Annotated in this window: 25 protein-coding genes; 14 read left to right on the plus strand and 11 right to left on the minus strand. The window is 70.0% G+C overall.

The genetic code is table 11. The annotated features are described in order from the left end of the window. Nucleotides 1–8 precede the first annotated feature (8 nt). Together AC4FS2_RS16220 and AC4FS2_RS16225 are read left to right on the plus strand one after the other, a co-directional pair. Complete coding sequence (locus tag AC4FS2_RS16220) at nucleotides 9–590, plus strand: nucleotidyltransferase family protein (RefSeq protein ID WP_491155103.1); 582 nt, start codon at nucleotides 9–11, stop codon at nucleotides 588–590. A gap of 137 nt (nucleotides 591–727) precedes the next feature. Continuing rightward, nucleotides 728–1,432, plus strand: coding sequence for a lytic murein transglycosylase (locus AC4FS2_RS16225; protein ID WP_491155101.1), 705 nt, complete (start codon nucleotides 728–730; stop codon nucleotides 1,430–1,432). Nucleotides 1,433–1,461: 29 nt separating this feature from the next. Here AC4FS2_RS16225 and AC4FS2_RS16230 read toward each other — a convergent pair whose 3' ends face one another. The 3 genes from AC4FS2_RS16230 to purS all read right to left on the minus strand — a co-directional run bounded on the left by AC4FS2_RS16230 (nucleotide 1,462) and on the right by purS (nucleotide 3,857). After that, nucleotides 1,462–2,391 carry a 2-hydroxyacid dehydrogenase gene (locus tag AC4FS2_RS16230; RefSeq protein WP_491155099.1) on the minus strand — a complete coding sequence of 310 codons (930 nt, stop codon included), beginning with the start codon at nucleotides 2,389–2,391 and terminating at the stop codon, nucleotides 1,462–1,464. Nucleotides 2,392–2,904: 513 nt separating this feature from the next. Further along, nucleotides 2,905–3,612 carry a phosphoribosylformylglycinamidine synthase subunit PurQ gene (gene purQ / locus AC4FS2_RS16235; protein WP_491155097.1) on the minus strand — a complete coding sequence of 236 codons (708 nt, stop codon included), beginning with the start codon at nucleotides 3,610–3,612 and terminating at the stop codon, nucleotides 2,905–2,907. Beyond that, nucleotides 3,609–3,857, minus strand: a complete 249-nt coding sequence (purS, locus tag AC4FS2_RS16240) for a phosphoribosylformylglycinamidine synthase subunit PurS (protein WP_491155095.1) — start codon at nucleotides 3,855–3,857, stop codon at nucleotides 3,609–3,611. The genes purQ and purS overlap by 4 nt, the downstream gene beginning before the upstream one ends. 389 nt (nucleotides 3,858–4,246) lie before the next feature. On the opposite strand from purS, the gene AC4FS2_RS16245 reads away from it, so the two are divergent. From AC4FS2_RS16245 to AC4FS2_RS16265, 5 genes are all read left to right on the plus strand, one after another. Beyond that, entirely contained in the window at nucleotides 4,247–5,557 is a 1,311-nt protein-coding gene (locus AC4FS2_RS16245; protein WP_491155093.1) for an ABC transporter substrate-binding protein, read from the plus strand. Nucleotides 5,558–5,626: 69 nt separating this feature from the next. Next, entirely contained in the window at nucleotides 5,627–6,670 is a 1,044-nt protein-coding gene (locus AC4FS2_RS16250) for a carbohydrate ABC transporter permease (protein ID WP_491155091.1), read from the plus strand. Further along, complete coding sequence (locus tag AC4FS2_RS16255) at nucleotides 6,667–7,599, plus strand: carbohydrate ABC transporter permease (protein WP_491155089.1); 933 nt, start codon at nucleotides 6,667–6,669, stop codon at nucleotides 7,597–7,599. Before AC4FS2_RS16250 ends, AC4FS2_RS16255 begins: the two co-directional genes overlap by 4 nt. 37 nt (nucleotides 7,600–7,636) lie before the next feature. After that, nucleotides 7,637–9,115, plus strand: coding sequence for a GH1 family beta-glucosidase (locus AC4FS2_RS16260; RefSeq protein ID WP_491155088.1), 1,479 nt, complete (start codon nucleotides 7,637–7,639; stop codon nucleotides 9,113–9,115). A gap of 33 nt (nucleotides 9,116–9,148) precedes the next feature. Then, the gene (locus AC4FS2_RS16265) at nucleotides 9,149–10,150 is read left to right on the plus strand and encodes a LacI family DNA-binding transcriptional regulator (RefSeq protein WP_491155086.1); all 1,002 of its coding nucleotides are present in this window, start codon (nucleotides 9,149–9,151) and stop codon (nucleotides 10,148–10,150) included. Nucleotides 10,151–10,249: 99 nt separating this feature from the next. Here AC4FS2_RS16265 and AC4FS2_RS16270 read toward each other — a convergent pair whose 3' ends face one another. The 3 genes from AC4FS2_RS16270 to AC4FS2_RS16280 form a co-directional block, all read right to left on the minus strand. After that, nucleotides 10,250–11,587: a uracil-xanthine permease family protein gene (locus AC4FS2_RS16270; RefSeq protein ID WP_491155084.1), complete on the minus strand. Its 1,338-nt coding sequence runs from the start codon at nucleotides 11,585–11,587 to the stop codon at nucleotides 10,250–10,252. 166 nt (nucleotides 11,588–11,753) lie between these two features. After that, complete coding sequence (locus AC4FS2_RS16275; protein WP_491155082.1) at nucleotides 11,754–12,689, minus strand: phosphoribosylaminoimidazolesuccinocarboxamide synthase; 936 nt, start codon at nucleotides 12,687–12,689, stop codon at nucleotides 11,754–11,756. Then, a complete protein-coding gene (locus AC4FS2_RS16280) occupies nucleotides 12,689–13,036 on the minus strand; it encodes a hypothetical protein (RefSeq protein ID WP_491155080.1) in 348 nt (115 codons plus the stop codon). Before AC4FS2_RS16280 ends, AC4FS2_RS16275 begins: the two co-directional genes overlap by 1 nt. Nucleotides 13,037–13,175: 139 nt before the next feature. Between AC4FS2_RS16280 and AC4FS2_RS16285 the strand changes: the two genes are divergently transcribed. Further along, complete coding sequence (locus tag AC4FS2_RS16285; protein WP_491155078.1) at nucleotides 13,176–13,571, plus strand: DUF2695 domain-containing protein; 396 nt, start codon at nucleotides 13,176–13,178, stop codon at nucleotides 13,569–13,571. A 4-nt stretch (nucleotides 13,572–13,575) separates the two neighbouring features. Here the strand turns inward: AC4FS2_RS16285 and purD are convergent, their stop codons facing one another. Next, complete coding sequence (gene purD, locus AC4FS2_RS16290) at nucleotides 13,576–14,847, minus strand: phosphoribosylamine--glycine ligase (protein WP_491155077.1); 1,272 nt, start codon at nucleotides 14,845–14,847, stop codon at nucleotides 13,576–13,578. 52 nt (nucleotides 14,848–14,899) lie between these two features. Here purD and AC4FS2_RS16295 point away from each other — a divergent pair, with 52 nt between their 5' ends. Next, complete coding sequence (locus AC4FS2_RS16295) at nucleotides 14,900–15,268, plus strand: sterol carrier family protein (protein WP_491155076.1); 369 nt, start codon at nucleotides 14,900–14,902, stop codon at nucleotides 15,266–15,268. 68 nt (nucleotides 15,269–15,336) lie between these two features. Then, nucleotides 15,337–15,672: a potassium transporter Trk gene (locus AC4FS2_RS16300; RefSeq protein ID WP_491155074.1), complete on the plus strand. Its 336-nt coding sequence runs from the start codon at nucleotides 15,337–15,339 to the stop codon at nucleotides 15,670–15,672. 3 nt (nucleotides 15,673–15,675) lie between these two features. Here the strand turns inward: AC4FS2_RS16300 and AC4FS2_RS16305 are convergent, their stop codons facing one another. Continuing rightward, nucleotides 15,676–16,287 carry a zinc-binding alcohol dehydrogenase gene (locus AC4FS2_RS16305; RefSeq protein ID WP_491155072.1) on the minus strand — a complete coding sequence of 204 codons (612 nt, stop codon included), beginning with the start codon at nucleotides 16,285–16,287 and terminating at the stop codon, nucleotides 15,676–15,678. Between the two features lie 179 nt (nucleotides 16,288–16,466). Here AC4FS2_RS16305 and purM point away from each other — a divergent pair, with 179 nt between their 5' ends. The 3 genes from purM to phoA all read left to right on the plus strand — a co-directional run bounded on the left by purM (nucleotide 16,467) and on the right by phoA (nucleotide 21,075). Next, nucleotides 16,467–17,603, plus strand: a complete 1,137-nt coding sequence (gene purM / locus AC4FS2_RS16310) for a phosphoribosylformylglycinamidine cyclo-ligase (RefSeq protein ID WP_491177698.1) — start codon at nucleotides 16,467–16,469, stop codon at nucleotides 17,601–17,603. Nucleotides 17,604–17,609: 6 nt separating this feature from the next. Continuing rightward, nucleotides 17,610–19,070, plus strand: coding sequence for an amidophosphoribosyltransferase (purF, locus tag AC4FS2_RS16315; protein ID WP_491155069.1), 1,461 nt, complete (start codon nucleotides 17,610–17,612; stop codon nucleotides 19,068–19,070). Nucleotides 19,071–19,191: 121 nt separating this feature from the next. Further along, entirely contained in the window at nucleotides 19,192–21,075 is a 1,884-nt protein-coding gene (gene phoA / locus AC4FS2_RS16320; RefSeq protein WP_491177700.1) for an alkaline phosphatase, read from the plus strand. A gap of 76 nt (nucleotides 21,076–21,151) precedes the next feature. Here the strand turns inward: phoA and AC4FS2_RS16325 are convergent, their stop codons facing one another. After that, nucleotides 21,152–21,331, minus strand: a complete 180-nt coding sequence (locus AC4FS2_RS16325; RefSeq protein ID WP_491155065.1) for a DUF3073 domain-containing protein — start codon at nucleotides 21,329–21,331, stop codon at nucleotides 21,152–21,154. Nucleotides 21,332–21,477: 146 nt separating this feature from the next. Here AC4FS2_RS16325 and AC4FS2_RS16330 point away from each other — a divergent pair, with 146 nt between their 5' ends. Further along, the gene (locus AC4FS2_RS16330; RefSeq protein ID WP_491155063.1) at nucleotides 21,478–22,023 is read left to right on the plus strand and encodes a universal stress protein; all 546 of its coding nucleotides are present in this window, start codon (nucleotides 21,478–21,480) and stop codon (nucleotides 22,021–22,023) included. Here AC4FS2_RS16330 and AC4FS2_RS16335 read toward each other — a convergent pair whose 3' ends face one another. Next, nucleotides 22,024–22,629: a PadR family transcriptional regulator gene (locus AC4FS2_RS16335; RefSeq protein WP_491177835.1), complete on the minus strand. Its 606-nt coding sequence runs from the start codon at nucleotides 22,627–22,629 to the stop codon at nucleotides 22,024–22,026. After that, a complete protein-coding gene (locus tag AC4FS2_RS16340; protein ID WP_491155061.1) occupies nucleotides 22,629–23,480 on the minus strand; it encodes a DUF4097 family beta strand repeat-containing protein in 852 nt (283 codons plus the stop codon). The genes AC4FS2_RS16335 and AC4FS2_RS16340 overlap by 1 nt, the downstream gene beginning before the upstream one ends. Nucleotides 23,481–23,493 lie beyond the last annotated feature (13 nt).

A 23,493-nucleotide genomic window follows, 5' to 3' on the forward strand; every position in this document is an offset into this window, starting at 1 on the left:
CTGGCGCGGTGACCGCCTCCGTCCGTCCTCGCATCGCGGGCATCGTGCTCGCCGCCGGAGCGGGACGGCGCTTCGGCGGACCGAAGGCCTTGGCGCGCGACCGCGAGGGCGTGCCGTGGATCGTTCGCGCCGTCGACGCGCTCTGCGGGGGCGGATGCGACGATGTCGTGGTCGTGCTGGGGGCTGAGGCCCCCCGGGCCGCCGCGCTGATCCCCGCAGGATCGCGCGTGGTGGTGGCGCCGGACTGGGTCGGCGGCCTCTCGTTCTCCCTCGCCGCCGGCCTGGATGCCACGGCCGCCGCCGGAGCGGATGCCGCGGTCGTCGTGCCCGTTGACACGCCGGAGCTTCCGGCACCGGCGGTGACGCGCGTCCTCGCCGCCGCATCCCCCGACCCGCGCTCCGCTCTCGTCCGGGCGACGTACGGCGGGCGTCCGGGGCATCCGGTGCTCCTCGGCGCGGAGCACTGGGCGGGGTTGCGGGCGGAGTTGTCCGGTGACATCGGCGCGGGGCCGTTCCTCGCACTCCACGGCGCGGCGGCTGTGGAGTGCGGCGACCTGTGGCCCGGGCTCGATCACGACGAGGCGGGATGACTGCGGCACGCAGGCGGCGTCGGGCAACACCGGCGCGCGCTCGCGGCGTTCGCCCATCCGGCCGACGTAGCCTCGTGCGCCGGAGGGCGGGGATGCGGAAACGAAGGCGAACGGGAGGGCGCTGGTGGCTCCCGGTGGTGGCCGCTGCCGCGATCGCCCTCGTCGCGGGCGGGCTTATCGCTGCCGTCGCGCAGACCGCGGTGACGTCGGTCGCCGAGCCGCGCATCGACGCTCCGGACGTCCCGTCGGCCCCCGCGGTCGACCCCGCGCAGCCGACCCCTCGTGCCGACGCGACGTGGACGACCCGAGTGGCCGAGGCCACCCGCATCGAGCCGCGCGCACTGCAGGCCTACGCCACGGCGGCGCTCATCCTCGCGCGCGAGCAGCCTGCCTGCGGCATCGGCTGGAACACCCTCGCGGGCATCGGCTCGATCGAATCCAGTCACGGGAGCCACGGCGGCGCCACGCTCGGAGACGACGGCTACTCGCGGCCCGCGATCCGCGGCATCCCGCTCGATGGAACCCGGAGCGCTCGCATCGACGACACCGACGGCGGGCGGTGGGACGACGACACCGAGTGGGACCGTGCCGTGGGGCCGCTGCAGTTCATCCCGGACACGTGGGAACGCTGGGGTGCGGACGCGGACGGCGACGGCGCCGCCGATCCGGACCAGATCGATGACGCGGCTCTGACGGCCGCGCGCTATCTGTGCGCCGCCGGAGAGATGACGACCGTCGATGGCTGGCGCCGCGCGATCTTCAGTTACAACAACCTCGAGACCTACGTCGACGACGTCGCGTCGGTGGCCGACATCTACGCCGCACGCGCAGACGGCCGCTGACCGCGGGCGGTGAACCGGATGCCGCCGCCTCAGCCGCCGAGAACGACGTTCACGGGCGGCTCGCCCGCGCGGAGACGCTCGATCTGCTCGCGGACGAGACGCGCCACACGGGGACGCATCGCGGTGGTGGCGCCGCCGACGTGCGGTGCGATGAGCACTCCGGGCAGCGACCAGAGCGGGTGTCCCTCGGGAAGCGGCTCGGGGTCGGTGACATCCAGCGCCGCACGGATGCGCCCGCGGCGCACATGATCCACGAGGGCGTCCGTATCGATGAGCGGGCCACGACCGACGTTCACGACCAGGGCGCCGTCCGGCAACGCCGATAGCGCAGCGTCGTCGATCACCGAGGACGTGGCATCCCCGCCGGGAAGCGACGCGATGAGGATGTCGGTCTCGGCGAGCACGTCGGCCAGGTCATCGATGGCATCGACCTGGATGCCGTCTTCCTTCCGTGCACGGCTCGCCACGGCACGCAGCTGCACCTCGAATCCGGCAAGGCGCGCGGCGATGGCCTTGCCGACGCCGCCGTATCCGAGCAGGGTGACCCGCCGGTCGGCGAGGCTCTCGGCGAAGATCGGAGACCAACGACCCTCGTCCTGCGCGCGCACGAAGTGGGGGATGCCGCGCTGTGCGGCCAGCGTCAGTCCGACCGCGAGTTCGGCGGTCGAGGCCTCGTGCACGGTCGATGCGTTGGCGAATCGCTGCCCTTCGGGCAGGTGTTCCTCGACACCCTCGTACCCGATGGACTGGCTCTGGATGAGGCCGACCTCGACGCCGCGGAGACTCTCGAAGATCTTCGCGAGGCCCATGTACGGCGGGACGACCAGATCGAACCGCTCCCGCGGAGCCGGGGAGGCCAGGTCCCACACGACGAGGTCGACGCCGTTCGGCAGCGGAGCGAGGTCGGCCGCCAGCTCTGGCGAGGGCACGGAGACGATCAGGGTGTTTTCAGGGGTCACGGTCCCACCGTAGCCGGGCTCGGCCTGCGGGCCGCAGCATCCCGCATGCTCGTGGGGCCCGTCTGGTGCACGCCGACGTGTTCGGCTACCGGTGTGGATGCGGCCGGCCCACCGCACTCGTGATCGCGGTGCTCGCCCGGGTCTGGCCGCCGGCCGGCACCATCCGGCACCGTCCGGCATCGTCCGAGTTCCGCCGCCATCCGCCCGGCATCGTCCGAGTTCCGCCGCCATCCGCCCGGCGTCCCCGGATCGCCGTGCTGTAATCAGGCGTTTTCGCGGACACAGGCCGTCATGCGCGCAGAACCGCCTGCCTCCGCCAAAACTCCTGATCTCGATGCCCCGAGTACCGTGACCCGCCGCCGAGGTCCGCGGTGTCGAGGGGCGGTGCGCTCAGGTGCGGGCGCATGCCCGGGCGCCACGACCGCAGACAGCGCCGGCCCCGGGGAGCCGGCCCGGGTGCGGGCTCACGAAGCGGCCGAGACCACCGCGGACAGCGCCGGCCCCGGTGCGGGCTCAGGCGGCAGCCGCGACCACCGCGGACAGCGCCGAGGAGAAGAATCCGAGCCCGTCCACGCCCGAACGCATCGCCGCCGGCGTGCCGGGGCCGAACCCCGGTTCCACCGCGTGCTCGGGGTGCGGCATGAGCCCCACGACGTTTCCGCGCTCGTTCGTGATTCCCGCGATGTCGTCGATCGATCCGTTGGGGTTCACGCCGAGGTAGCGGAGCGTCACCAGCCCCTCGCCCTGCACACGCTTCAGGGTCTCGCTGTCGGCGATGTACCCGCCGTCGGCGTTCTTGAGCGGAATGACGATCTCGTCGCCCTCGGCGAAGTCGCTCGTCCACGCGGTCGAGGCGTTCTCGACGCGCAGGCGCTGGTCGCGGCGGATGAACTGCTGGTTGGCGTTGCGGATGAGACCGCCCGGGAGGAGGTGAGCTTCCACGAGCATCTGGAACCCGTTGCAGATACCCAGCACGGGCATGCCCTTGGCGGCAGCATCCTTCACCTCGGACATGATCGGAGCACGCGCCGCGATCGCGCCGGCGCGGAGATAATCGCCGTAGCTGAAGCCGCCCGGAAGCACGAGCGCGTCCACGCCCTTCAGGTCGTGATCGCCGTGCCACAGCGCAACCGGTTCGGCACCGGCGATCGCGATCGCACGCTGTGCGTCGCGGTCATCGAGCGATCCCGGGAAGGTGATGACGCCGATCCGGGCCGTCATCCCACGACCTCGATGTTCACGACATCCTCGATCACCGAGTTGGAGAGAATCTCGTCGGCGATCCGGCGGGCGGTCGCCAGCGCATCCTCGTCGACCTCGCCCTCGACGGTGAGCTCGAATCGCTTGCCGATGCGGACATCGGAGAAGGTCTCCACGCCGAGGCGGCTTAGAGCCCCGGAGACGGCCTTGCCCTGCGGATCGAGCAACTCGGCCTTGGGCATGACGTCGACGACGATGGTGGGCATTCGAGCTCCAGAAATCGCGGGATGCGGGCTCCCCAATCCTACGGGCCTGGCGCGCCGTCCCTCCCGTCCCGCGAGAAACCCCTCGCGCCCGCGAGAAACGACATCCCGGACGAGAAACCACGCGCGGCGTCGTGTCTCACCCGGTCTGTCGTTTCTCGCCGACCCGGCGCGCCACCCGCCGCCCCGCACCCTCCGCCCCCGCACCCGCCGCCCGTGCACCCGCCGCCCCTCACCCGCCACCCCCGCACCCGCCGCCCGCCGCCCGCCGCTCCCCAGAACGCCGTGGGAGCGCTCCCTTGACGTCGTGGGAGCGATCCCATATGGTGATCGGCGACCGGTGAGAGCGCTCCCACGCTGCACCGACCACCCACACCACAAAGGAGTGACCTGTGTCATCACGCGTTCTACGCCGTGCCGCGTTCGCGGCCGCGGCTGTTTCCACCACCGCTCTCGTGCTCGCCGGCTGCGCCGCTGGCGGCGGGAACGACAGCGCCGGAGGATCGGATGAGGACCTCACCCTCACCGTGACCACCTTCGGCACCTTCGGGTACGACGACCTCTACGACGAGTACGAGGAGCAGCACCCGAACATCACGATCGAAGCCACCAACATCGACACCGGCGGCAACGCCCGCACGGACGCCTTCACCAAGATCGCGGCCGGATCGGGGCTCTCCGACATCGTCGCGATCGAAGAGGGCTGGCTCGGCGCCGTCATGGAGGTCTCCGACCAGTTCGTCGATCTGCGCGACTACGGCATCGAAGACCGCAAGTCCGACTGGGTCGAGTGGAAGTACGAGCAGGCCACCGACCCCGAGGGTCGCGTCGTTGGATACGGCACCGACATCGGCCCGGTGGGCCTGTGCTACAACGGCCCCGCCTTCGCCGCTGCCGGGCTCCCCACCGATCGCGCCGAGGTTGCGACGCTGCTCGAGGGTGACTGGGCGAACTACTTCGAGGTGGGTCGCCAGTACAACCAGGCCACCGGGAAGGCCTGGTACGACCACTCCGGCTTCGTCTGGAACGCCATGGTCAACCAGCTGCCCGAGGGGTACTACACCACCGATGGCGAGCTGAACGTCGAGGGCAACGCCGATCTGCAGGAGCGCTTCGAACTGCTCGGCGCCGCGACCGAAGACGGCCTGTCGGCCGCGCAGGCGGCGTGGGACTGGAACGGCGGCAAGTCGTTCGTCGACGGCACGTTCGCGACCTTCGTCTGCCCGGGCTGGATGCTCGGCGTCCTGCAGGGCAATGCCGAGGCCGGCGGCGGCGACGCCACGAGCGGGTGGGACTTCGCCGATGTCTTCCCCGGCGGCGCAGCCAACTGGGGCGGGGCTTTCCTCTCCGTCACCGAGACGTCGCAGCACAAGGAGGCCGCCGCAGAGCTGGCCGACTGGCTGACCCAGCCCGAGCAGCAGGTGAAGCAGTCCACCGCGGCGGGCAACTTCCCCAGCACCATCGAGGCGCAGGAGGCTCTCGCCTCCGACGCGACGCCCAACGAGTTCTTCAACAACGCACCCACCGGCGCGATCCTCGCCGAGCGTGCCAAGGGCGTCGTCGCTCAGTTCAAGGGCCCGGATGACTCCGTCATCCAGGAGAACGTGTTCGGTCCGGCACTGTCGGCCCTCGACCGCGGTGAGACCGACACCCAGGGCGCGTGGGAGCAGTCGCTCGAGCTCCTGGACGAACTCGTCGGCTAGCGGAACAGGGATGCGGGGTCTCCGGATCACCCGGAGGCCCCGCATCCCGCTTCCTCGAGAGGATTCCCCATGACCGTGACTGCGCTGCGCCCCGACACCCTGCACGCCGATCCGCCGAGCCCGGCGCCCCGACGTTCCCTCTTCCGGCAGAGACTGTCCAAGGCCGACCAGAAGGCCTCGCCCTACGTCTACATCGCGCCGTTCTTCCTGCTGTTCGGGTTGGTCGGCCTGTTCCCCCTCATCTACACGCTCAACGTCTCGTTGTTCGAGTGGGATCTGCTCAAGGGGCAGGGCGATTTCGTCGGATTCGCGAACTTCGCCGAGATCCTCAGCGACCGGATGTTCTGGAACTCCGTCTCCAACACCGTGAGCATCTTCGTGCTCTCAGCCATCCCGCAGCTGTCGATCGCCCTGGTCGTCGCCTACCTGCTCGACCGGGGTCTGCGCGCGCCCACCTTCTGGCGGATGAGCGTGCTCCTGCCGTTCGTCGTCACCCCGGTGGCCACGGCCCTCATCTTCTCGAGCATCTTCAACGAGGCGGATGGGCTGGCCAACAACCTGCTCAACGTCATCGGCATCGCCGACCAGCAGTGGAAGCACGACACGTTCCTCAGCCACCTCGCGATCGCCATCATGGTGAACTTCCGCTGGACGGGGTACAACGCCCTCATCCTTCTCGCTGCGATGCAGGCGGTTCCGCGCGACCTTTACGAATCGGCCGCGATCGACGGGGCAGGGCCGGTGCGCCGGTTCTTCTCGATCACCATCCCCACCATCCGCCCGACGCTCATCTTCGTCATCATCACCGCGACGATCGGCGGGCTGCAGATCTTCGCCGAGCCGCGGCTGTTCGACGTGTCCACCGCCGGTGGCATCGGCGGCAGCGACCGGCAGTTCCAGACCACCGTGCTGTTCCTGTGGGAGCTCGCGTTCTTCCGGCGCAATCTCGGTGAAGCATCGGCGGTGGCGTGGCTCCTGTTCCTCCTCATCGTCCTCTTCGGGGTCGTCAACTTCCTCATCGCCCGTCGCATCGCCGCCGCCGGCGGCGGCCGGCCCTCGCGCCGGGAGCGCCGCGCCGCCCGCCGCACCGCCTCGATCGGAGAAGACGCATGAGCATCGCGATCCCCGAACCCCTTCCCCCGGTCCAGGTGGATGCTGTCGAGCCCGACCCCCCGCGCCACGCACGTCTCGGGGCCCGGAAGCCGCGCGAGGCCGGACCCGCCGGCATCGGCAGCCGCCCCGGATTCCTCACCTATGGACTCTTGGCCGCGTTCGTCGTCGGCAGCGCGTACCCGCTGTGGTGGTCGGTCGTCGTCGGCTCGGGCACCAACGCGACGCGCGGCGAGACGCTCCCCCTCATCCCCGGCGGCAACTTCCTCGCCAACGCCGCGAAGGTGCTGGATGCGATCCCGTTCTGGCTGGCGCTGGGCAACTCCGTGCTGGTGTCGGCGATCATCACCCTCTCGGTGGTGTCGTTCTCCACGATCGCCGGCTACGCGTTCGCCAAGCTCCGCTTCCGCGGGCGTGACGGGCTCATGCTGTTCGTCATCGCCACCATGGCGATCCCCACCCAGCTGGGCATCATTCCGCTCTTCATGGTCATGCGCGAGCTGGGCTGGACGGGCACCATCGGGGCGGTCATCGTGCCGACCCTCGTCACGGCGTTCGGGGTGTTCTTCATGCGGCAGTACCTTGTCGACGTCATCCCGGATGAGCTCATCGAGGCCGCCCGGATGGATGGCGCGAACCAGTTCCGCACGTTCCTCACGGTGGGGCTGCCGGCTGCACGCCCGGCGATGGCGATCCTGGGCCTCTTCACCTTCATGACGGCGTGGACCGACTACCTCTGGCCGCTGATCGTCCTGAGCCCGTCGAACCCCACGCTCCAGACCGCGCTCAGCCAGCTGCAGTCCGGCTTCTACATCGACTACTCGATCGTCCTCACCGGGGCGGTCCTGGCCACCATCCCGCTCCTGATCCTGTTCATCATCGCGGGGAAGCAGCTCATCAGTGGGATCATGGCCGGGGCTGTGAAGGGTTGACGCAGTGAGCGATTTCCGACGAGAGGACACCCGTTCCATGAGCACGACTGCCCTGGCCGAACAGCCCGCGACGCGGGCGTTCCCGCCGGACTTCCGGTTCGGTGCCGCCACTGCGGCGTTCCAGATCGAGGGCGCGGCGTTCGAAGACGGTCGCCGCGCATCCATCTGGGATGCGTTCTGCCGGGTGCCCGGTGCGGTCCTCGGCGGCGATGACGGAGACGTGGCGTGCGACCACTACCACCGCTACCCTCAGGACGTCGCGCTGATGAAGGAGCTCGGTCTCCAGACGTACCGCTTCTCCACGTCGTGGGCGCGGGTGCGCCCTGACGGCGGCCCCCTCAACCAGGCCGGTCTGGACTTCTACTCCCGGCTCGTCGACGAGCTCCTCGGAGCCGGCATCCGCCCCTGGCTGACCCTGTACCACTGGGACCTGCCGCAGGCGCTGGAGGACCGCGGCGGCTGGACCGTGCGCGAGACCAGCGAGCGGTTCGCCGAATACGCCCTCGACATGCACGACGCCCTCGGCGACCGTGTCCAGGATTGGGCGACCCTCAACGAGCCGTGGTGCGCCTCCTTCCTCAGCTACACCGCCGGCGTGCACGCTCCCGGCCACTACTCCGCCGGCGAGGGGATGCTGGCCGCCCACCACCTCCTGCTCGGTCACGGTCAGGCGATCCGCGAGCTGCGCGCCCGCGACGCCTCGCTGAACCTCGGCATCACGCTGAACCTCACCGTCGCCGACCCGGTGGACCCGACTGATCCCGCCGACGTGGATGCGGCCCGGCGCATCGACGGGCAGTTCAACCGCTGGTTCCTGAACCCCCTGTTCCGTGGGGCCTACCCCGCCGACATCCTGGACGATTTCCGGCGGGCGGATGCGGAGGGCGCAGCGCAGTTCGAGGCGGCCGTACGACCGGGCGACCTGGAGATGATCGCCACCCCGTTCAACACCCTGGGCGTGAACTACTACCACGGCGAGCTCGTCAGCGGACGGCCGCCCGCCGACGCGCCCGGCGGAGGAGACGCACCGACACCGCGACACACGCAATCGCCGTTCCCGTCGTCGGAGAACATCTTCTGGCACGACCGCGGCCTGCCCCGCACGTCGATGAACTGGGAAGTGCAGCCCGAAGGGCTGACGCGTCTCCTTCGACGCGTGCACGAGGACTACACCGGGGAGCGGGGGGTCGCGCTGGTCGTCACCGAGAACGGTGCCGCCTACGAGGACGAGCCGCTGATGGTGGATGGCGAGGTCCGCGTCGACGACGTGGAACGCACCGAATTCGTGGAGGCGCACCTCGCCGCGGTGCTCGACGCGATCGATGCCGGCGCGGACGTGCGGGGATTCTTCTACTGGTCGCTCCTGGACAACTTCGAGTGGGCGTGGGGGTACTCGAAGCGGTTCGGCATCGTCCGTGTCGACTACGAGACGCAGGAGCGGTCGGTGAAAGCCTCGGGCCTTCGATACAGTCGCATCATCGCCGGCCGCGCGCTGGACGTCGCCGCCGACGCATAGCGCCCCCGCTCGGCGAGGGGGGAGTGCATCAGCATGGCTCGTGAAGTGGTGACGATCGAAGAGGTCGCCGCGCGCGCGGGAGTGTCGCGCTCCACGGTGTCGCGCGTGGTCAACGGCTCGACAGCAGTCTCACCGGCCGCACTGGAAGCCGTTCGCCGGACGATCGCCGAGCTCAACTACGTGCCCAACCGGGCAGCCCGATCGCTCGCGCGTCGGCAGACCCACGCCATCGCCTTCGTGATTCCGGAAGACACCGATCGCTTCTTCGGCGACCCGTTCTTCGCGGCGGTGGTGGCGGGCGTGCACGAACGCGTCGCACGCTCGGAGTATGTGCTGAACCTCATCATCGCCAGCGATGATCCCGACGACAAGGCGACCACGTATCTCCGCGGCGGAAGCGTCGACGGCGTCATCATCGCCTCCCACCACACCAGCGACACCTTCGTCGATCGGATCGCCGCCGACCTCCCCGTCGTGTACGGCGGTCGTCCGGCACGCATCGGGCCGGACGGCCACTACGTCGACATCGACAATGTCGGCGGCGGACGCGAGGCCGGTCGGTACCTCGCGTCGCGGGGACATCGGCGGGTGGGCGCGATCTCGGGTCCGCCCACGATGGCCTCCGCGATCGACCGGCTCCACGGATTCCGGGAAGCCGCCGAGCAGGCAAGGCTCGAGGTGGTCGCCGTCGAGGACGGGGACTTCTCCGAAGAGGGCGGTGCGGCGGCGATGCGCCGCATCCTGGACGGTGGTCCGCCACCAGACGCGCTGTTCGTCGAGAGCGACCTGATGGCCCGCGGCGCGCTGGATGCGCTGCGCGAAGCCGGCGTGCGGGTACCCCAGGACCTCGCCCTCATCGGGTTCGACGACTCGCCGGTCGCCACGGCTGTGACTCCTGCGCTGACGACGATCCGCCAGCCATCCCGCGAGCAGGGATACGGCATGGCCGACGTCCTGCTGAACCTCCTCGCGGGCCGGGATGCGCCGCACTCGACGATCCTGCCGGTCGAGCTCGTCGTCCGCGACTCCGCCTGAGCCGGCGCGCCCGCGGAAATCGAGGAGATGCCGCGGATCGAGGGCCGATTCAGCCCGTTCGATCCTCGATCTGCGTGATTTCCTCGTTTTCCGGGGTGGTCAGCGTGGGTCGCCGCCCAGGGGTCCCACGGCCGGGATCGGCCCGCCATCATCCGCCCCCGTCTTGCGTGCCCGCGCGACGAAGTTTCCGAGGTGGTAGATGAGGAGGGCCGCCGCCGCGCCGATCACGATCGCGCCGAGCTCGAACTCTCCCCACACCATGGTGAAGCCGGCGATCGCGATCACGAGCGACACTGCCGCGGTGTACTGGTTGACCGGGCGGGAGAAGTCCACGCGGTTGTCGACCCAGATCTTGATCCCGATGATCCCGATCAGGCCGTAGAGGGCGGTGGTGACCCCGCCGAGGACCCCCGGCGGGATGGTGTTGAAGACGGCACCGATCTTCGGCGACAGGCTGAGGACGATCGCCGCGGTGCCCGCCACCCAATACGCCGCCGTCGAGTACACGCGGGTCGCGGCCATGACGCCGATGTTCTCCCCGTAGGTCGTCGTACCCGAGCCGCCGAAGACGCCGGCGAGAGTCGTGGCCGCCCCATCCGCGATCAACGCCCGGCCGGTGGAGCGGTTCACCGACGGATCGGTCATCGTGGCGACCCCGCGGACGTGTCCGACGTTCTCCGCGATGAGCACGAGCACGACGGGAAGGAACATCGCGATGACGCTCCAGGTGCCGGGGGAGGCGAAGTCGGCGAGGTGGAACTCGGGCAACCCGATCCACGCGGCATCCGCGACCGGACCGAAGTCGATGAGCTGCTCACCGGTCGTCACCTGCAGGAGCACGGTGGCGAGATACCCCACGAGCACGCCCAGCACGATCGAGATGCGGCCGAGGAAGCCGCGGAACAGCACGCTGAAGAGGATGACCGCGGCCAGCGTGATGGTCGCGGGAAGCGGCTGCTGCTGGTAGCTGCCCCACGCGACGGGAGCGAGGTTGAAGCCGATCAGGGCCACGATGGCGCCGGCGACGACCGGCGGCATGAGCTTGTCGATCCAGCCGAGACCGGCGAACTGCACGATGAGTCCCACGATGGTGAGCAGGATGCCGACGGCCACGATACCGGCGAGGGCGGACCCCATACCGGCGGATGCGGTGGCGGCGGTCACCGGGGCGATGAACGCGAACGACGAACCGAGGTAGCTGGGCAGCTTGTTGCGCGTGACGAGGAGGAACAGCAGCGTTCCCACACCGGAGAAGAACAGCGTCGTCGACACCGGGAAGCCGGTCAGAACCGGGACGAGGAACGTCGCGCCGAACATCGCGACGACGTGCTGGACGCCCACGGCGATCGTCGCCGGCCAGTTCAATCGCTCGTCGGGTCGTACGACCGCTCCGGGTTCGACGGTGCGGCCGTCTCCGTGCAGTTTCCAGACCGGCATGGGTTCCTCCTCGTTGACGCCTCCGTCACTGTAGCGACAGGCGGCGTTTCGGCGTGGTTACGTAGCGCCCCGTCGACCGCACGAGATCTCGCCCAGCGGCCGGGATCCCGGCGTGGGAAGGCCGTGCGCTCGGCGCGAAGCCGTGCGCTCGCGGAAGGGAAAGCGTTCAGGCGCCGGTGAGGCGCTGGAGAAGCTCGGCGTAACGGGCCTGGGTGCGCGCCACGATGTCGTCGGGCAGCGCGGGCGGCTCGCCCGTGCGATCCCAGGATGCGGCGAGCCAATCGCGCACGATCTGCTTGTCGAAGCTCGCCATCCGCTCGGCAGGGGTGGTGCCCGCGCGCCAGGCCGCCGCATCCCAGTACCGCGACGAATCCGGGGTGAGCACCTCGTCGGCGAGCACGAGGGTGCCGGCGGCATTGCGGCCGAACTCGAACTTCGTGTCGGCGAGGATCAGTCCTCGCTTCTCCGCGATGGCTGCGGCGCGGCGGTAGATCTCCAGCGACAGGTCGCGCAACTCGGCGGCGGTGTCGTCGCCGACGAGTTCGACGGTGCGCGCGTAGGAGATGTTCTCGTCGTGCTCGCCGAGGGGCGCCTTGTAGGCCGGCGTGTAGAGCGGCTCGGGCAGGCGGTCGCCGTCGCTCAGGCCCTCGGGCAGCGGGATGCCGCCTACCGTGCCGCTCTCCCGGTACTCGGCCCATCCCGAGCCGGTGAGATACCCGCGCACCACGCACTCGATCGGCTGCATGTCCAGCGCCGCGACCACCATCGCCCGCCCGGTGACTTCGTCCGGGATCAGTTCCAGCGCCGCGTCGCCGATGAGCACGTGGTCGGGGATCAGATGGTTCGGGATGCGGCGGCCGCCGTCACCGGTGGCCAGGCGGTCGAACCACCAGAGGCTCAGGGTGGTGAGGATCGTGCCCTTCCCGGGGATGCCGGGGGAGAGGACGTGATCGAACGCGCTCACGCGGTCGCTCGCGACGACGAGCATGCGCGTGGGGCGGGTGCCCTCGGGGGTGCCGACCGGAACGTACAGGTCGCGCACCTTGCCGGAGTACGTATGGCGCCAGCCGGGCAGTTCGAGGGTGTGGGTCACCTGCCCCATTATCCCGGGGGTGTGATCGAATCCACGTAGTCGTGCGCCTCATCGACGAGAGGGCTCCACACCACATCTCCCGCGTCCGGGCTCGCGGTGATCCACTCCCGCATTTCACGCCCGCGCATCACCATGCGCTCCGCCGAGCCGTCCGTGACGAGCTCGTTCCCGCGGTCGCGCGGCACCTTCACGATCAGCTCGCCGTCGTGACTGAGGAACGCGTAGACCTTCCCGCGGATCCTCAGGCCCTCGGTGCTGAACATGCGTCCCATGTCGACGTCGGGAAGGGCCAGGTGGCGCTCGATGATGGGATCGAAAAGGGCTCGCCCCCTCGCACCTGCCTCACCGTCGACCATGACGAGACCGTAGCGGCCCGGCGTGCATTTCGGGAGGAGTTGTGCAGACGGGAGGCTGTTTCAGCCGATTTCGTCCTCCCTTGTGCACATCTCCTCCCGAGGCGCCGCGGGTGTCGTGCGGTCTCGGCATGCTGCCTGCATGGATACGACGATCGATGCCCAAGCGGAGGGCTTTCTCCGCTCCCTTTCCGACGAATGGCTGCGTCCGCATGGGGCTGAATGCCTCGCGTGCTACCTCAACCGGATGCTGGCGGCATTCGGATGCGACGGCACTCTGCGTTTCGCGCGGTCCTACCGCGAGGCCCGCGCGCCTCGGGCGACGGCGCTGGAACGACGCCTCGTGGTGGCGGGCGGATTCTGCGACTGCGAGGTGCTCTTCAACGTCTTCGCACCCGCCGCTTCCCTGACGTCGCCGGGATACCGGAAGGAGGACGAGGACGTCGGGGCGCCGCCGCCGACCGGGATGCCGCCCTGTCAGGGCGTGAGGCGCGGGTCGACGCGTCCGTGCCTGCTGTGGCGGCGATGGCGCTGGTGAGCGCTCACGGCTCGACGACACGCACCGCGATGTCTGTGCGGTACTGGCCGCCCTCCAGGTGGATCAGGTCCAGGGCGGCATATGCGCGCGTCCGGGCCTCGCGGAACGTCGAGCCGAGAGCGACCACGCTCAGCACCCGTCCGCCGGTGGCGACGAGCCGATCGCCTTCGAGGGCCGTGGCGGCGTGGGCGACGTGCACGCCGTCGACGTCGGAGGCGGCGTGAAGCCCTCTCACCGTGCGGCCGGTCACGGGGGCTTCGGGGTAGCCCTCACTGGCCAGGACGACGGTGACCGCCGTGGCCTCGGCGAACGCGGGACGCGGGTGCCCTTCGAGAGAGCCGGATGCCGCGGCAAGGAGGAGCTCGGACAACGGATCGATGAGTCGCGGCAGCACGACCTGGGTCTCGGGGTCGCCGAATCGGGCGTTGAACTCGATCACCTTGACGCCGGCGTCGGTCAGGATGAGGCCGGCGTAGAGGAGTCCGATGAACGGGGTGCCCTCCGCATCCAGCCGGCGGATGACGGGCTCGGCGATCTCCCGGGTGACGAGGTCGACGAACTCCTCCTCGCCGCCGAAGCGCGCGGACAACCACGGCAGCGGCGAGTAGGCGCCCATGCCACCGGTATTGGGTCCGTCGTCCCCATCGCGGAGGCGCTTGTAATCCTGCGCGGGGCTGAGCGGCAGCACCGTGTCGCCGTCGCTGAGGAAGAACAGCGACACCTCGGGGCCGGAGAGGAACTCCTCCACCAGAACCGGCGCGGTGGGCAGGTACTGCTCGGCGTGCGCCACCGCGGCGGCGCGGTCTTCGGTGACCAGCACGCCCTTGCCCGCCGCCAGTCCGTCGGCTTTCACGACGTATGGCGCGCCGAGCTCATCCAGGGCGGCGGCGACCTCGGCGGCGTTGTGCGCGCGGATGGCCCGGCCCGTGGGTACGCCCGCGGCATCCATAACGCGCTTGGCGAACGCCTTCGACCCCTCCAGCCGCGCCGCAGCCTTGCCGGGGCCGAACACCGGGATGCCGCGTGTGCGCAGCGCGTCGGCGACGCCGGCGACCAGGGGAGCCTCGGGGCCGACGATCACGAGGTCGATGTTCTCGGCACCGGCGAACGCCGTCACCGCGACAGGGTCGATCGGGTCGAGGGAGACGAGGTGCGCGTCGGAGGCGATACCGGCGTTGCCCGGTGCGGCGAAGATCGCGTGGTCGGCGTCTTCCGAGCGGAGGGCGAGAATGAGGGCGTGCTCGCGGGCACCGGAGCCGAGGACGAGGATTCGCACCGGCCCAGCCTATCCACGCAGCAGGAGCAGCCCCCCGGCGTAGCGTGGAACCATGCCGCGCAAGATCGACACCGCCGAGGGACGCCGCGCCTTGGCTGCCGTCGCCGAGGCCGACGCAGCCGGAGCGAAGCCCGCTCGCACCGACCTCGCCACATCCGTTCGGTATCTGCTGCAGCTGCTCGCCGAGAAGGCGCCCGGGCACACGGTCGAGGTGCGCGTGCCCCCGTACGGCGCCGTGCAGGTGATCGAGGGTCCGCGCCACACACGCGGCACACCGCCGAACGTCGTCGAGACCGATCCGGCGACCTGGATCGCGCTGGCTCTCGGTCGTGAGTCGTGGGTGGATGCAGCGGACGCCGGCCGCATCGCCGCCTCCGGTACCCGCGCGAATCTCGCCGCGCTGCTGCCGTTGCGTCCCTGACGGCTTCCGGGAGCGCCGGGCATTCTCCTCCGCAGGCCGCGTCCAGGCCCGGGTGCGAGAATGGGCGCATGTCCGATCCGCAGCGCGTGCCGTCCGTCCGGGACGAGCTCGTGACGGTGCGCGTCCGCCGTTCACCCCGGTACGGTGTGTTCCTCCTCCTCGGTGCCGCGCTCGGCGTGGTGGCCGCGATGGTGCTCACCCTCGCATTCCAGGGGACCACCGAGGCGAGCCCGAACTCCGGCATCCAGTACTCGAACATGCAGGTCTTCGGATTCGTCACGCTCATCTGCGCGCCGATCGGTGTCGCGATCGGCGGGGCCGTCGCGCTCATCCTCGACCGCGCGGTGGGTCGTCGCACCCGTCCTGCGCGCGTCGACCACGAGTCGGTGCATCTTCCCGACTGAGCCTCAGGCGAGCTCCGCGATGATCGGATGGATGGCCGCGTCGAAGGCCGCGACATCTCCTCGGAGCCCGTCGGTCACCGCGACCGTGAGCGAGCCGATCCACCACACGCCCCGCTGAGCGAGCGGAAGCACCTGCACGTTGAGTTCGAACGAGTGCGCGCGACGGCCCACCTGTCGTTCGTGCTCGGCGATGGCGCTCGCGTAGGCGCGGTACGACACCCCCGGCTTGGCGGAGGTGTCGGAGCGGTAGCGATCATGCGCGTCGCGTGCGAACGTCACCGCGGCCTCGGCGTACGGCTGCATGGCGGCGCGCAGCACGCCGGCCGAGGTGGGCAGCGCCACGAGGGTCTCGAATCCGTCGACCAGGTCCAGCGGCTCCGGCGACGGATGCGCCTGCGGTTCCACCGTCATGGCCCAGAACGCGCGCCATTGGCGCTCGAGGAGAGCCTGCAGGTCGTCGGGACGCTCGGCAGCCGCCCGCGGGGGGACGCCACGCAGGTGCGGGAGTTCTTCGGGGGAGCGGATGCCCAGGGTTTGCCGCAGGTAGAGCGCGAGCAGCACGGGCTGGCCCGCGTCCTCGCGGATCACCCATTCCGGACCGCTCCCGTCCCGCATGCCGCCCATCATAGGAGCCCGCCCCCACCGCATCCCTCCCCCCTTGCGGGCGCGAGAAACAACGTTCCGGTCGAAAAACGACGCGCCGCGTGGTGTTTCATCCGGAACGTCGTTTCTCGCGAGGCTGAAGGGCGCGAAGACAGCGCCGCCCGCCCCGGGTGCGCCGGTAGGCTGGGCACGTGGCCTCCCACAACCCCTACACCGCAGCCGGCGTCGACACGGCAGCCGGTGACCGTGCGGTCGAGCTCATGAAGTCCGCGGTCCGCGCCACCCAGGGAGCCGAGGTCCTCGGCGGGGTCGGTGGCTTCGCCGGACTGTTCGACGCCAGCGCGCTGCGGTCCTACACGAAGCCTCTGCTGGCGACGAGCACCGACGGCGTGGGCACGAAGGTCGCCATCGCGCAGGCCATCGACAAGCACGACACCATCGGCATCGACCTCGTGGGCATGGTCGTCGATGACATCGTCGTCGTCGGAGCCAAGCCGCTCTACCTCACGGACTACATCGCGTGCGGCAAGGTCGTGCCCGAGCGCATCGCGGCGATCGTGTCGGGCATCGCCCGTGGATGCTCCGAAACCGGCACCGCGCTCGTCGGCGGTGAGACCGCCGAACACCCGGGACTCCTCGGCGTGAACGACTACGACGTCGCCGGCGCGGCGACCGGCGTGGTCGAGGCGGATCACCTCCTCGGCGCCGACCGCGTCCGCCCCGGCGACGTGGTCCTGGCCCTCGCATCCAGCGGTCTGCACGCCAACGGGTACTCCCTCGTCCGGCACATCGTCGCCGGGCGCGGCATCGGCTACGGCGACCCCGCCGCCGACTTCGGCTCGACGTGGGGCGAAGTGCTCCTCGAGCCCACGCGGCTGTACACCGCGCCGCTCCTGCGGCTTCTCGACGGCACCACGGGCGTCCACGCCCTCAGCCACGTGACCGGCGGCGGAATCGCCGCCAACCTCGCGCGCGTCCTCCCCGAGGGAACGTGGGTGGAGCTCGACCGCTCGACCTGGTCGCCTCCGCCGGTCTTCCGCGTGCTCGCCTATCTCGGCGAGGTTCCCCTCGCCGCGACCGAGGGTACCTGGAACCTCGGTATCGGGTTCCTCGCCGTCGTTTCTGCGGAGACGGCGGATGCGGCGACCGCGGCGCTGACAGCGGAGGGCATCGCGACGTGGCAGGTGGGTGTCGTGGCCGACGGTGCGCGTCCCGTCGGTGAGTTCGAGCAGGGGGCGAAGGGCGTGAACGGCGGCGCCGTGCGCCTGGTGGGCGAGTATGCGGACGGCGGCGGACCCTCGGTCGGCCTCCGGAATGGAGCGAAGTAACACCCCATGTGCGGCATTGTCGGCATGGTCGGGCGCGGCCCGGTCAACCAGGAGATCTATGACGCCCTGCTCCTCCTCCAGCACCGGGGGCAGGATTCCACGGGCATCGCGACGGCCGAAGCAAGCGGCGTCTTCCATATCAACAAGCAGCGCGGGATGGTGCGGGAAGCCTTCCGCACACGCGACATGCGCACCCTGCTCGGCGAGATCGGGCTCGGGCACGTCCGCTATGCGACCAAGGGCACCGCATCCAGCGAGGAGGAGGCGCAGCCCTTCTACGTGAACGCCCCGTACGGCATCGTCCTGGTGCACAACGGCAACCTCACCAACACGCGTGAGCTCACCGATGAGCTGTTCCACAAAGACCGGCGTCACCTGAACACCAGCTCCGACACCGAACTGCTCGTGAACATCCTCGGGTCGGAGCTGCAGTCCGAGATCATCGAGCCCGACCTCGACCCCGACCAGGTGTTCCGCGCCGTTTCGCGCGTGCATGAGCGGGTGGAGGGGTCGTACGCGAGCATCGCGCTCATCGCCGGGTACGGACTGCTGGCCTTCCGCGACCCGTTCGGCATCCGCCCGCTCATCCTCGGTACCCGCAAGGCCGAGGAAGGCGGGTACGAGTGGGTCGTGGCATCGGAGTCGCTCGTCCTGGAGAACGCCGGCTTCGAGGTCGTGCGCGACGTGCTCCCCGGCGAGGCGATCTTCGTGACGCTGGACGGCACGCTGCACACGCGGCAGTGCGCGCCGAACCCCGTGCTGAAGCCGTGCTCGTTCGAGTACGTGTACCTGGCCCGCCCCGACTCCATCATGAACGGCGTCTCGGTGTACGAGGCGCGGCTCCGGATGGGTGAGCGCCTCGCCGACACCATCGCCAAGTACACCCCGCCCGGAACGATCGACGTGGTCATGCCGATCCCCGACTCGTCACGGCCCGCCGCCATGCAGGTGGCGCGCAAACTCGGCCTCGAGTACCGCGAGGGCTTCTACAAGAACCGCTATGTGGGCCGGACCTTCATCATGCCGGGGCAGGCGGTGCGGAAGAAGAGCGTCCGCCAGAAGCTCAACGCGATGTCGAGCGAATTCAAGGGCAAGAACGTGCTCCTCATCGACGACTCGATCGTGCGGGGCACGACGTCCAAGGAGATCATCCAGATGGCCCGGGATGCCGGCGCCAAGACCGTGACGTTCGCATCGGCCGCGCCCCCGGTGCGATACCCGCACGTGTACGGCATCAACATGCCCTCTCGGCAGGAGCTCGTCGCGCACGGCCGAACGGTGCCCGAGATCGCCGAAGAGCTGGGATGCGACTACCTCGTGTACCAGGAGGTGGACGACCTCAAGGCGGCGATCCTGGAGGGTTCCGACCTGGATGACCTCGACATGAGCTGCTTCGACGGCCGTTACGTCACCGGCACGGTATCCCCCGAGTATCTGGCCTGGGTCGAGGGCAGCCAGCAGTCCTGAGCCCGGATGCGGGGCATCCGTTCTCCCGCACGTCACCCGGCGCTTCCGTGTCGTTCTCCCGCGTGGGCTTCGCTGAGGGGGCGCCGTCGACCGACGGCGTGTTCCGACGAAGGACACCCCCATGACACCTCTCCCCACCACCCGGCGCGCCCGCGCGTCCGTCGGTGCCGCATCCGTGCTTCTGCTCACATTGGCGGGCGCCGCCTCAGCGCTGCCCGCCACAGCGCTGCCCCCCACAGCGGCGGACGCTCCGCTGGCCGAGCACGGCGGCGCCACCCGTTTGGACGAGGACCGGACTCAAGCGCTCCGCGAAGCGCTTCTCGACGGCCCCGCCAAGAACGTGATCCTCCTGATCGGCGACGGCATGGGCGACTCGGAGATCACGGTGGCCCGCAACTACGCCGAGGGCGCAGCCGGGACGTTCGCCGGCATCGACGCCCTGCCCCTGACCGGGTCGTACGTCCACTGGGCGCTGACAGCGGACGGCGCCCCGAACTACGCCTCCGAGTCGGCCTCGACGGCGTCGGCATGGTCGACGGGAACCAAGACCGTCAACGGCCGGCTGAGCGTCGACGTCGACAACGTCCCGCAGCCGACGTTGCTCGAGCTCGCGAAAGCCAACGGCCGGAAGACCGGGAACGTCTCGACGGCGGAGATCCAGGACGCGACTCCCGGCGCCGAGGTCGCCCATATCTCGGCGCGCGGATGCTACGGACCGGAGCAGACGACGGCCAACTGTGCCTCGGAGGCGCTGGAGAACGGCGGGCTCGGGTCGATCAGCGAGCAGCTGCTGAACCTGCGTCCGGACGTCACCCTGGGCGGCGGCTCGGCGAGCTTCACGCAGGTCGCGAAGGCCGGACCGTGGGAGGGCGAGACGCTCTTCGCGCAGGCCGAGGACCGCGATTACCAGCTCGTCGATGACGCGGCGGGGCTGGCGGCGGTGACGCAGGCCGACGCCGAGTCGCCGCTTCTGGGATTGTTCGCCGAGGGGAACTTCCCGGTGCGGTGGGACGGTCCGGACGCGGTCGACCTCACTGCCGGCGGCAGCCTTCCCGCTCCGGTCGCCTGCACCGAGAACCCGGCGCGGCTCGACACCGGCCTGTCGCTGGCCTCGCTGACGGGCAAGGCGATCGATCTCCTCGACAACGAGGACGGGTTCTTCCTGCAGGTCGAGGGCGCGAGCATCGACAAGCAGGATCACGGCGCCGATGCGTGCGGTCAGATCGGGGAGACGGTCGACCTCGACGAGGCGGTGCAGGTCGCCCTGGCGTTCGCTCAGGAGCGTCAGGACACCCTCGTCGTCGTCACGGCCGATCACGCGCACACCAGCCAGATCGTCGGATCGCCGATCCCCGGGCTGAACACCCACCTGCTGACCTCGGACGGCCAGCCGATGATCGTGGCGTACGGCACCTCGGCGGCCGGGGGATCCCAGCAGCACACGGGTGCGCAAGTGCGCGTCGCCGGTTACGGCCCGGGCGCCGCGAACGTCGTGGGACTCACGGACCAGACCGACCTGTTCTTCACGGCTTCACGGGCGCTGGGGTTGCACGAGGACCTTCACGCCCTCAGCGCCGACGCGACGATCACCACCGACGTGGCGGAGGTCGCGCCCGGCGGGTCGTTCACGGTGACCGTCGAGGGTCTCGACGCCGACTGGCAGGCCATCGGCACGCTGGCATCCGACCCCGTGGACCTCGGGCAGCGCGATGTGCGGAACGGGAGTGTCAGCTTCGTCGTCACTGCTCCCGAAGAGGCGGGCGCGCACACGGTGACCGTCGCGGGGCGGCAGACCGGCGTCGCCCTCAGCGCGCCGATCACGGTGACGGCCGACCCGGCCGCCGCAGAGCCCTCATCATCGCCGTCGCCGGCTGCCGTGGCCGGCGGGATCAACGGCCCGCTCGCCGGAACCGGCGGAACCGTGCCGTGGCTTCTCGCCGGCATCGGCGCCGCGTTCCTCGCGGTCGGCGGCTACGCCATCCTGCGCCGGAGACGGATGGCCTGAGCGCGCACGAAAGCGGCCGGCGGCAGTTGCGAGAACTGCCGCCGGCCGTCGCTTGTCACCTGGCAGGTGCCGGGTGTCAGGCCTTTTCGTCTTCGAGTTTTTCCTCGTGCTCGTCCGCCCACTTGTCTTCGTACTCGGCCTCGCTGGGAGCGTGCCCGAGTTCGCGTTCGAGGGCGGCGAGGTTCACGGAGTACGTGTCGTACTTGAGCTCACGGGCGATTTTGGTGTGCTTCGCCTTTTGACGGCCACGCCCCATGCGAGACCCCCTCATGTTCGGCAACGCGGGCCGTTCTCGGCCCGACGCATTCACGGATCCGGATCGACCGGCAAGAGTAGCATTCAGGATATCACGGTGCTCTGGTGCCCCTCCCCGTGGGCCAGGCCGGACAGGAGGCATGAGCGATGGCGGACGAAGCATCCCCAATCCCGGAGGCCCGGGCGGCGGCCGCGGCGGACGCGCCGCACGGAGCGGTGATCGCAGGGGCGGTGCCCGGGCAATCGGCGCGTGTGGTCATCGAAGCCGCCCGCTACGCCCGGCTGCTGTCGGTTCCGCTGGCGATCGTGCACGTGGACGTCACCCGGTTCGTGACCTTCGAAGACCCCGACGGGTTCGTCCACTCCGCCCCGATCGATCTCGATATCGGCGGTGGTGACGCTGAGCTCGCGAAGGTGCGCGCGGCGGCCGAGTCCGCTCTCGTCGATTGCCCGGTGCCCTGGAGCGTGCATCAGCTCGTCGGCGACCCCGCGCTCGCGATGAAGCACCTCGCCGAGAGGATCGACGCGAAGCTGCTCGTCGTGGGCACGCGCAAGCGCGGGTTCGGTGAATCGGTGCGCGAGTTCTTCACCGGGTCGGTCGCAGCCCGCCTGACCCACCGTCAGCATCGTCCGGTCCTGGTCATCCCGCTCGGCGAGGCGGTTCCCGACGACCAAGAGATCGTCTGGACCTGATCACCCGCGGAGGGCCCGTGTGAGATCGCGGGATGCCTCGTCCAGCGTGTTCTCGAGCGTGTCGACGACCGAATCCGCGAGCACCCCGCCGCGCGCGACGTGCGACCGCAGGTCGGAGCGGACACGCGCGCGGAAGTCGTTCACGACGGCGTCCGCCCGGTGCAGCTGCTCACGGCTGAGCACGCGGGAGTCGTCGGAGTGCGCGCGCGGAGCACTTCTGCGCTCGTCGTTCGCCGCAGCTGCCAGGTCGGCTCGCAGGCTCCGCATGGCGTCGCGCACGCTGCCGCGCACTTCGTCCGCAATCAGCCGGACGCTGTCGGCCAGGCCCGCCTCGATACCGGAGAGGTCCCCGGCACGGCCGGCCACCTCGGCGCGGCCGGCATCGGTGATCTCGTAGACGGTCTTGCGCCCGTCGACCCTCTTGGAGACAAGGCCCTCCTCCTCGAGTTTGGCGAGCCGGGGATAGACGGTGCCGGCAGAGGGCGTGTAGGTCCCGCCCGTGCGGTCGGACAGAGCCTGCATGAGGTCGTACCCGTGCCGAGGCGATTCGTCGAGGAGGCTCAGCAGGTACAGGCGGAGATCGCCGTGGGAGAAGACGGGAGACATCACCACTCCGCCTCGGCCTCGAGGTCGCCCTGGCGGACGCCGGAGGCGCCGCGGCGGAGCACCGTGACGTTCCCGGAGACGGAGTGGCTGCGCACATCGACAAAGGTGCCGCTCAGTTCGCCGGTGGACCCCGAGTAGTTGGTCGGCCCGGACCCGGAGCGCGTCTGGCCGTCGATGGTGACCCGTCCGCTGACGGTGCGAACGGCGTAGTTGGCGGCGAGCTGGTCATCCAGGCGGATCGTGGTGGTTCCGCTCACGGTGTTCAAACCGATGGAGTGGACGGGGCCGTGGGAGTCCACGAGCATGGAGCCGGACACGGTGTCGATGGATGCCTTGCGCACAGCCCCCGTCGCGGCGATGTCGCCCGAGACGCTGTTGGCGCTCAAGGCTCCGTCCAGCTGGCGGATCTGAACATCGCCCGAGACCGCGTTGACGTTCAGGTCTCCGGTGAGGCCGTCGACGATGATGTCGCCGGAGACGGTATTGAGCCGGGCGTCGCTGCGGAGCCCGGCGACCAGGGCGCTCGCGCTGACGACACCCAGGGTGAGCGCGACATCGCGGGGGACCGCGACGGAGATCTCGGCCTTCGGCCCGCCGCCGCCGAAGTTGCGGAACACTTCGAGGAAGTTGTCCCAGCGCAACTGCGGGTGGTCGATCTCGAGGCTGTCGCCGGTCACCTCGATGCGCAGGTCTTTCACGGTGACCGAGTGCACTTCGATCCGGGCGCCGGGTTCGTCGTGGGCGACGACGTCGATCTGGCCGCCGACGAGGCCGACCTTGAGCTTGCGCACGGACTCGATGTCGATGACTCGGGTCTCGCCTGGGTGGACGAGCCACTTCTCGAGGGTCATGAGAACTCCAGAG

This window comes from Microbacterium sp. Z10_103 (genome assembly GCF_058310455.1).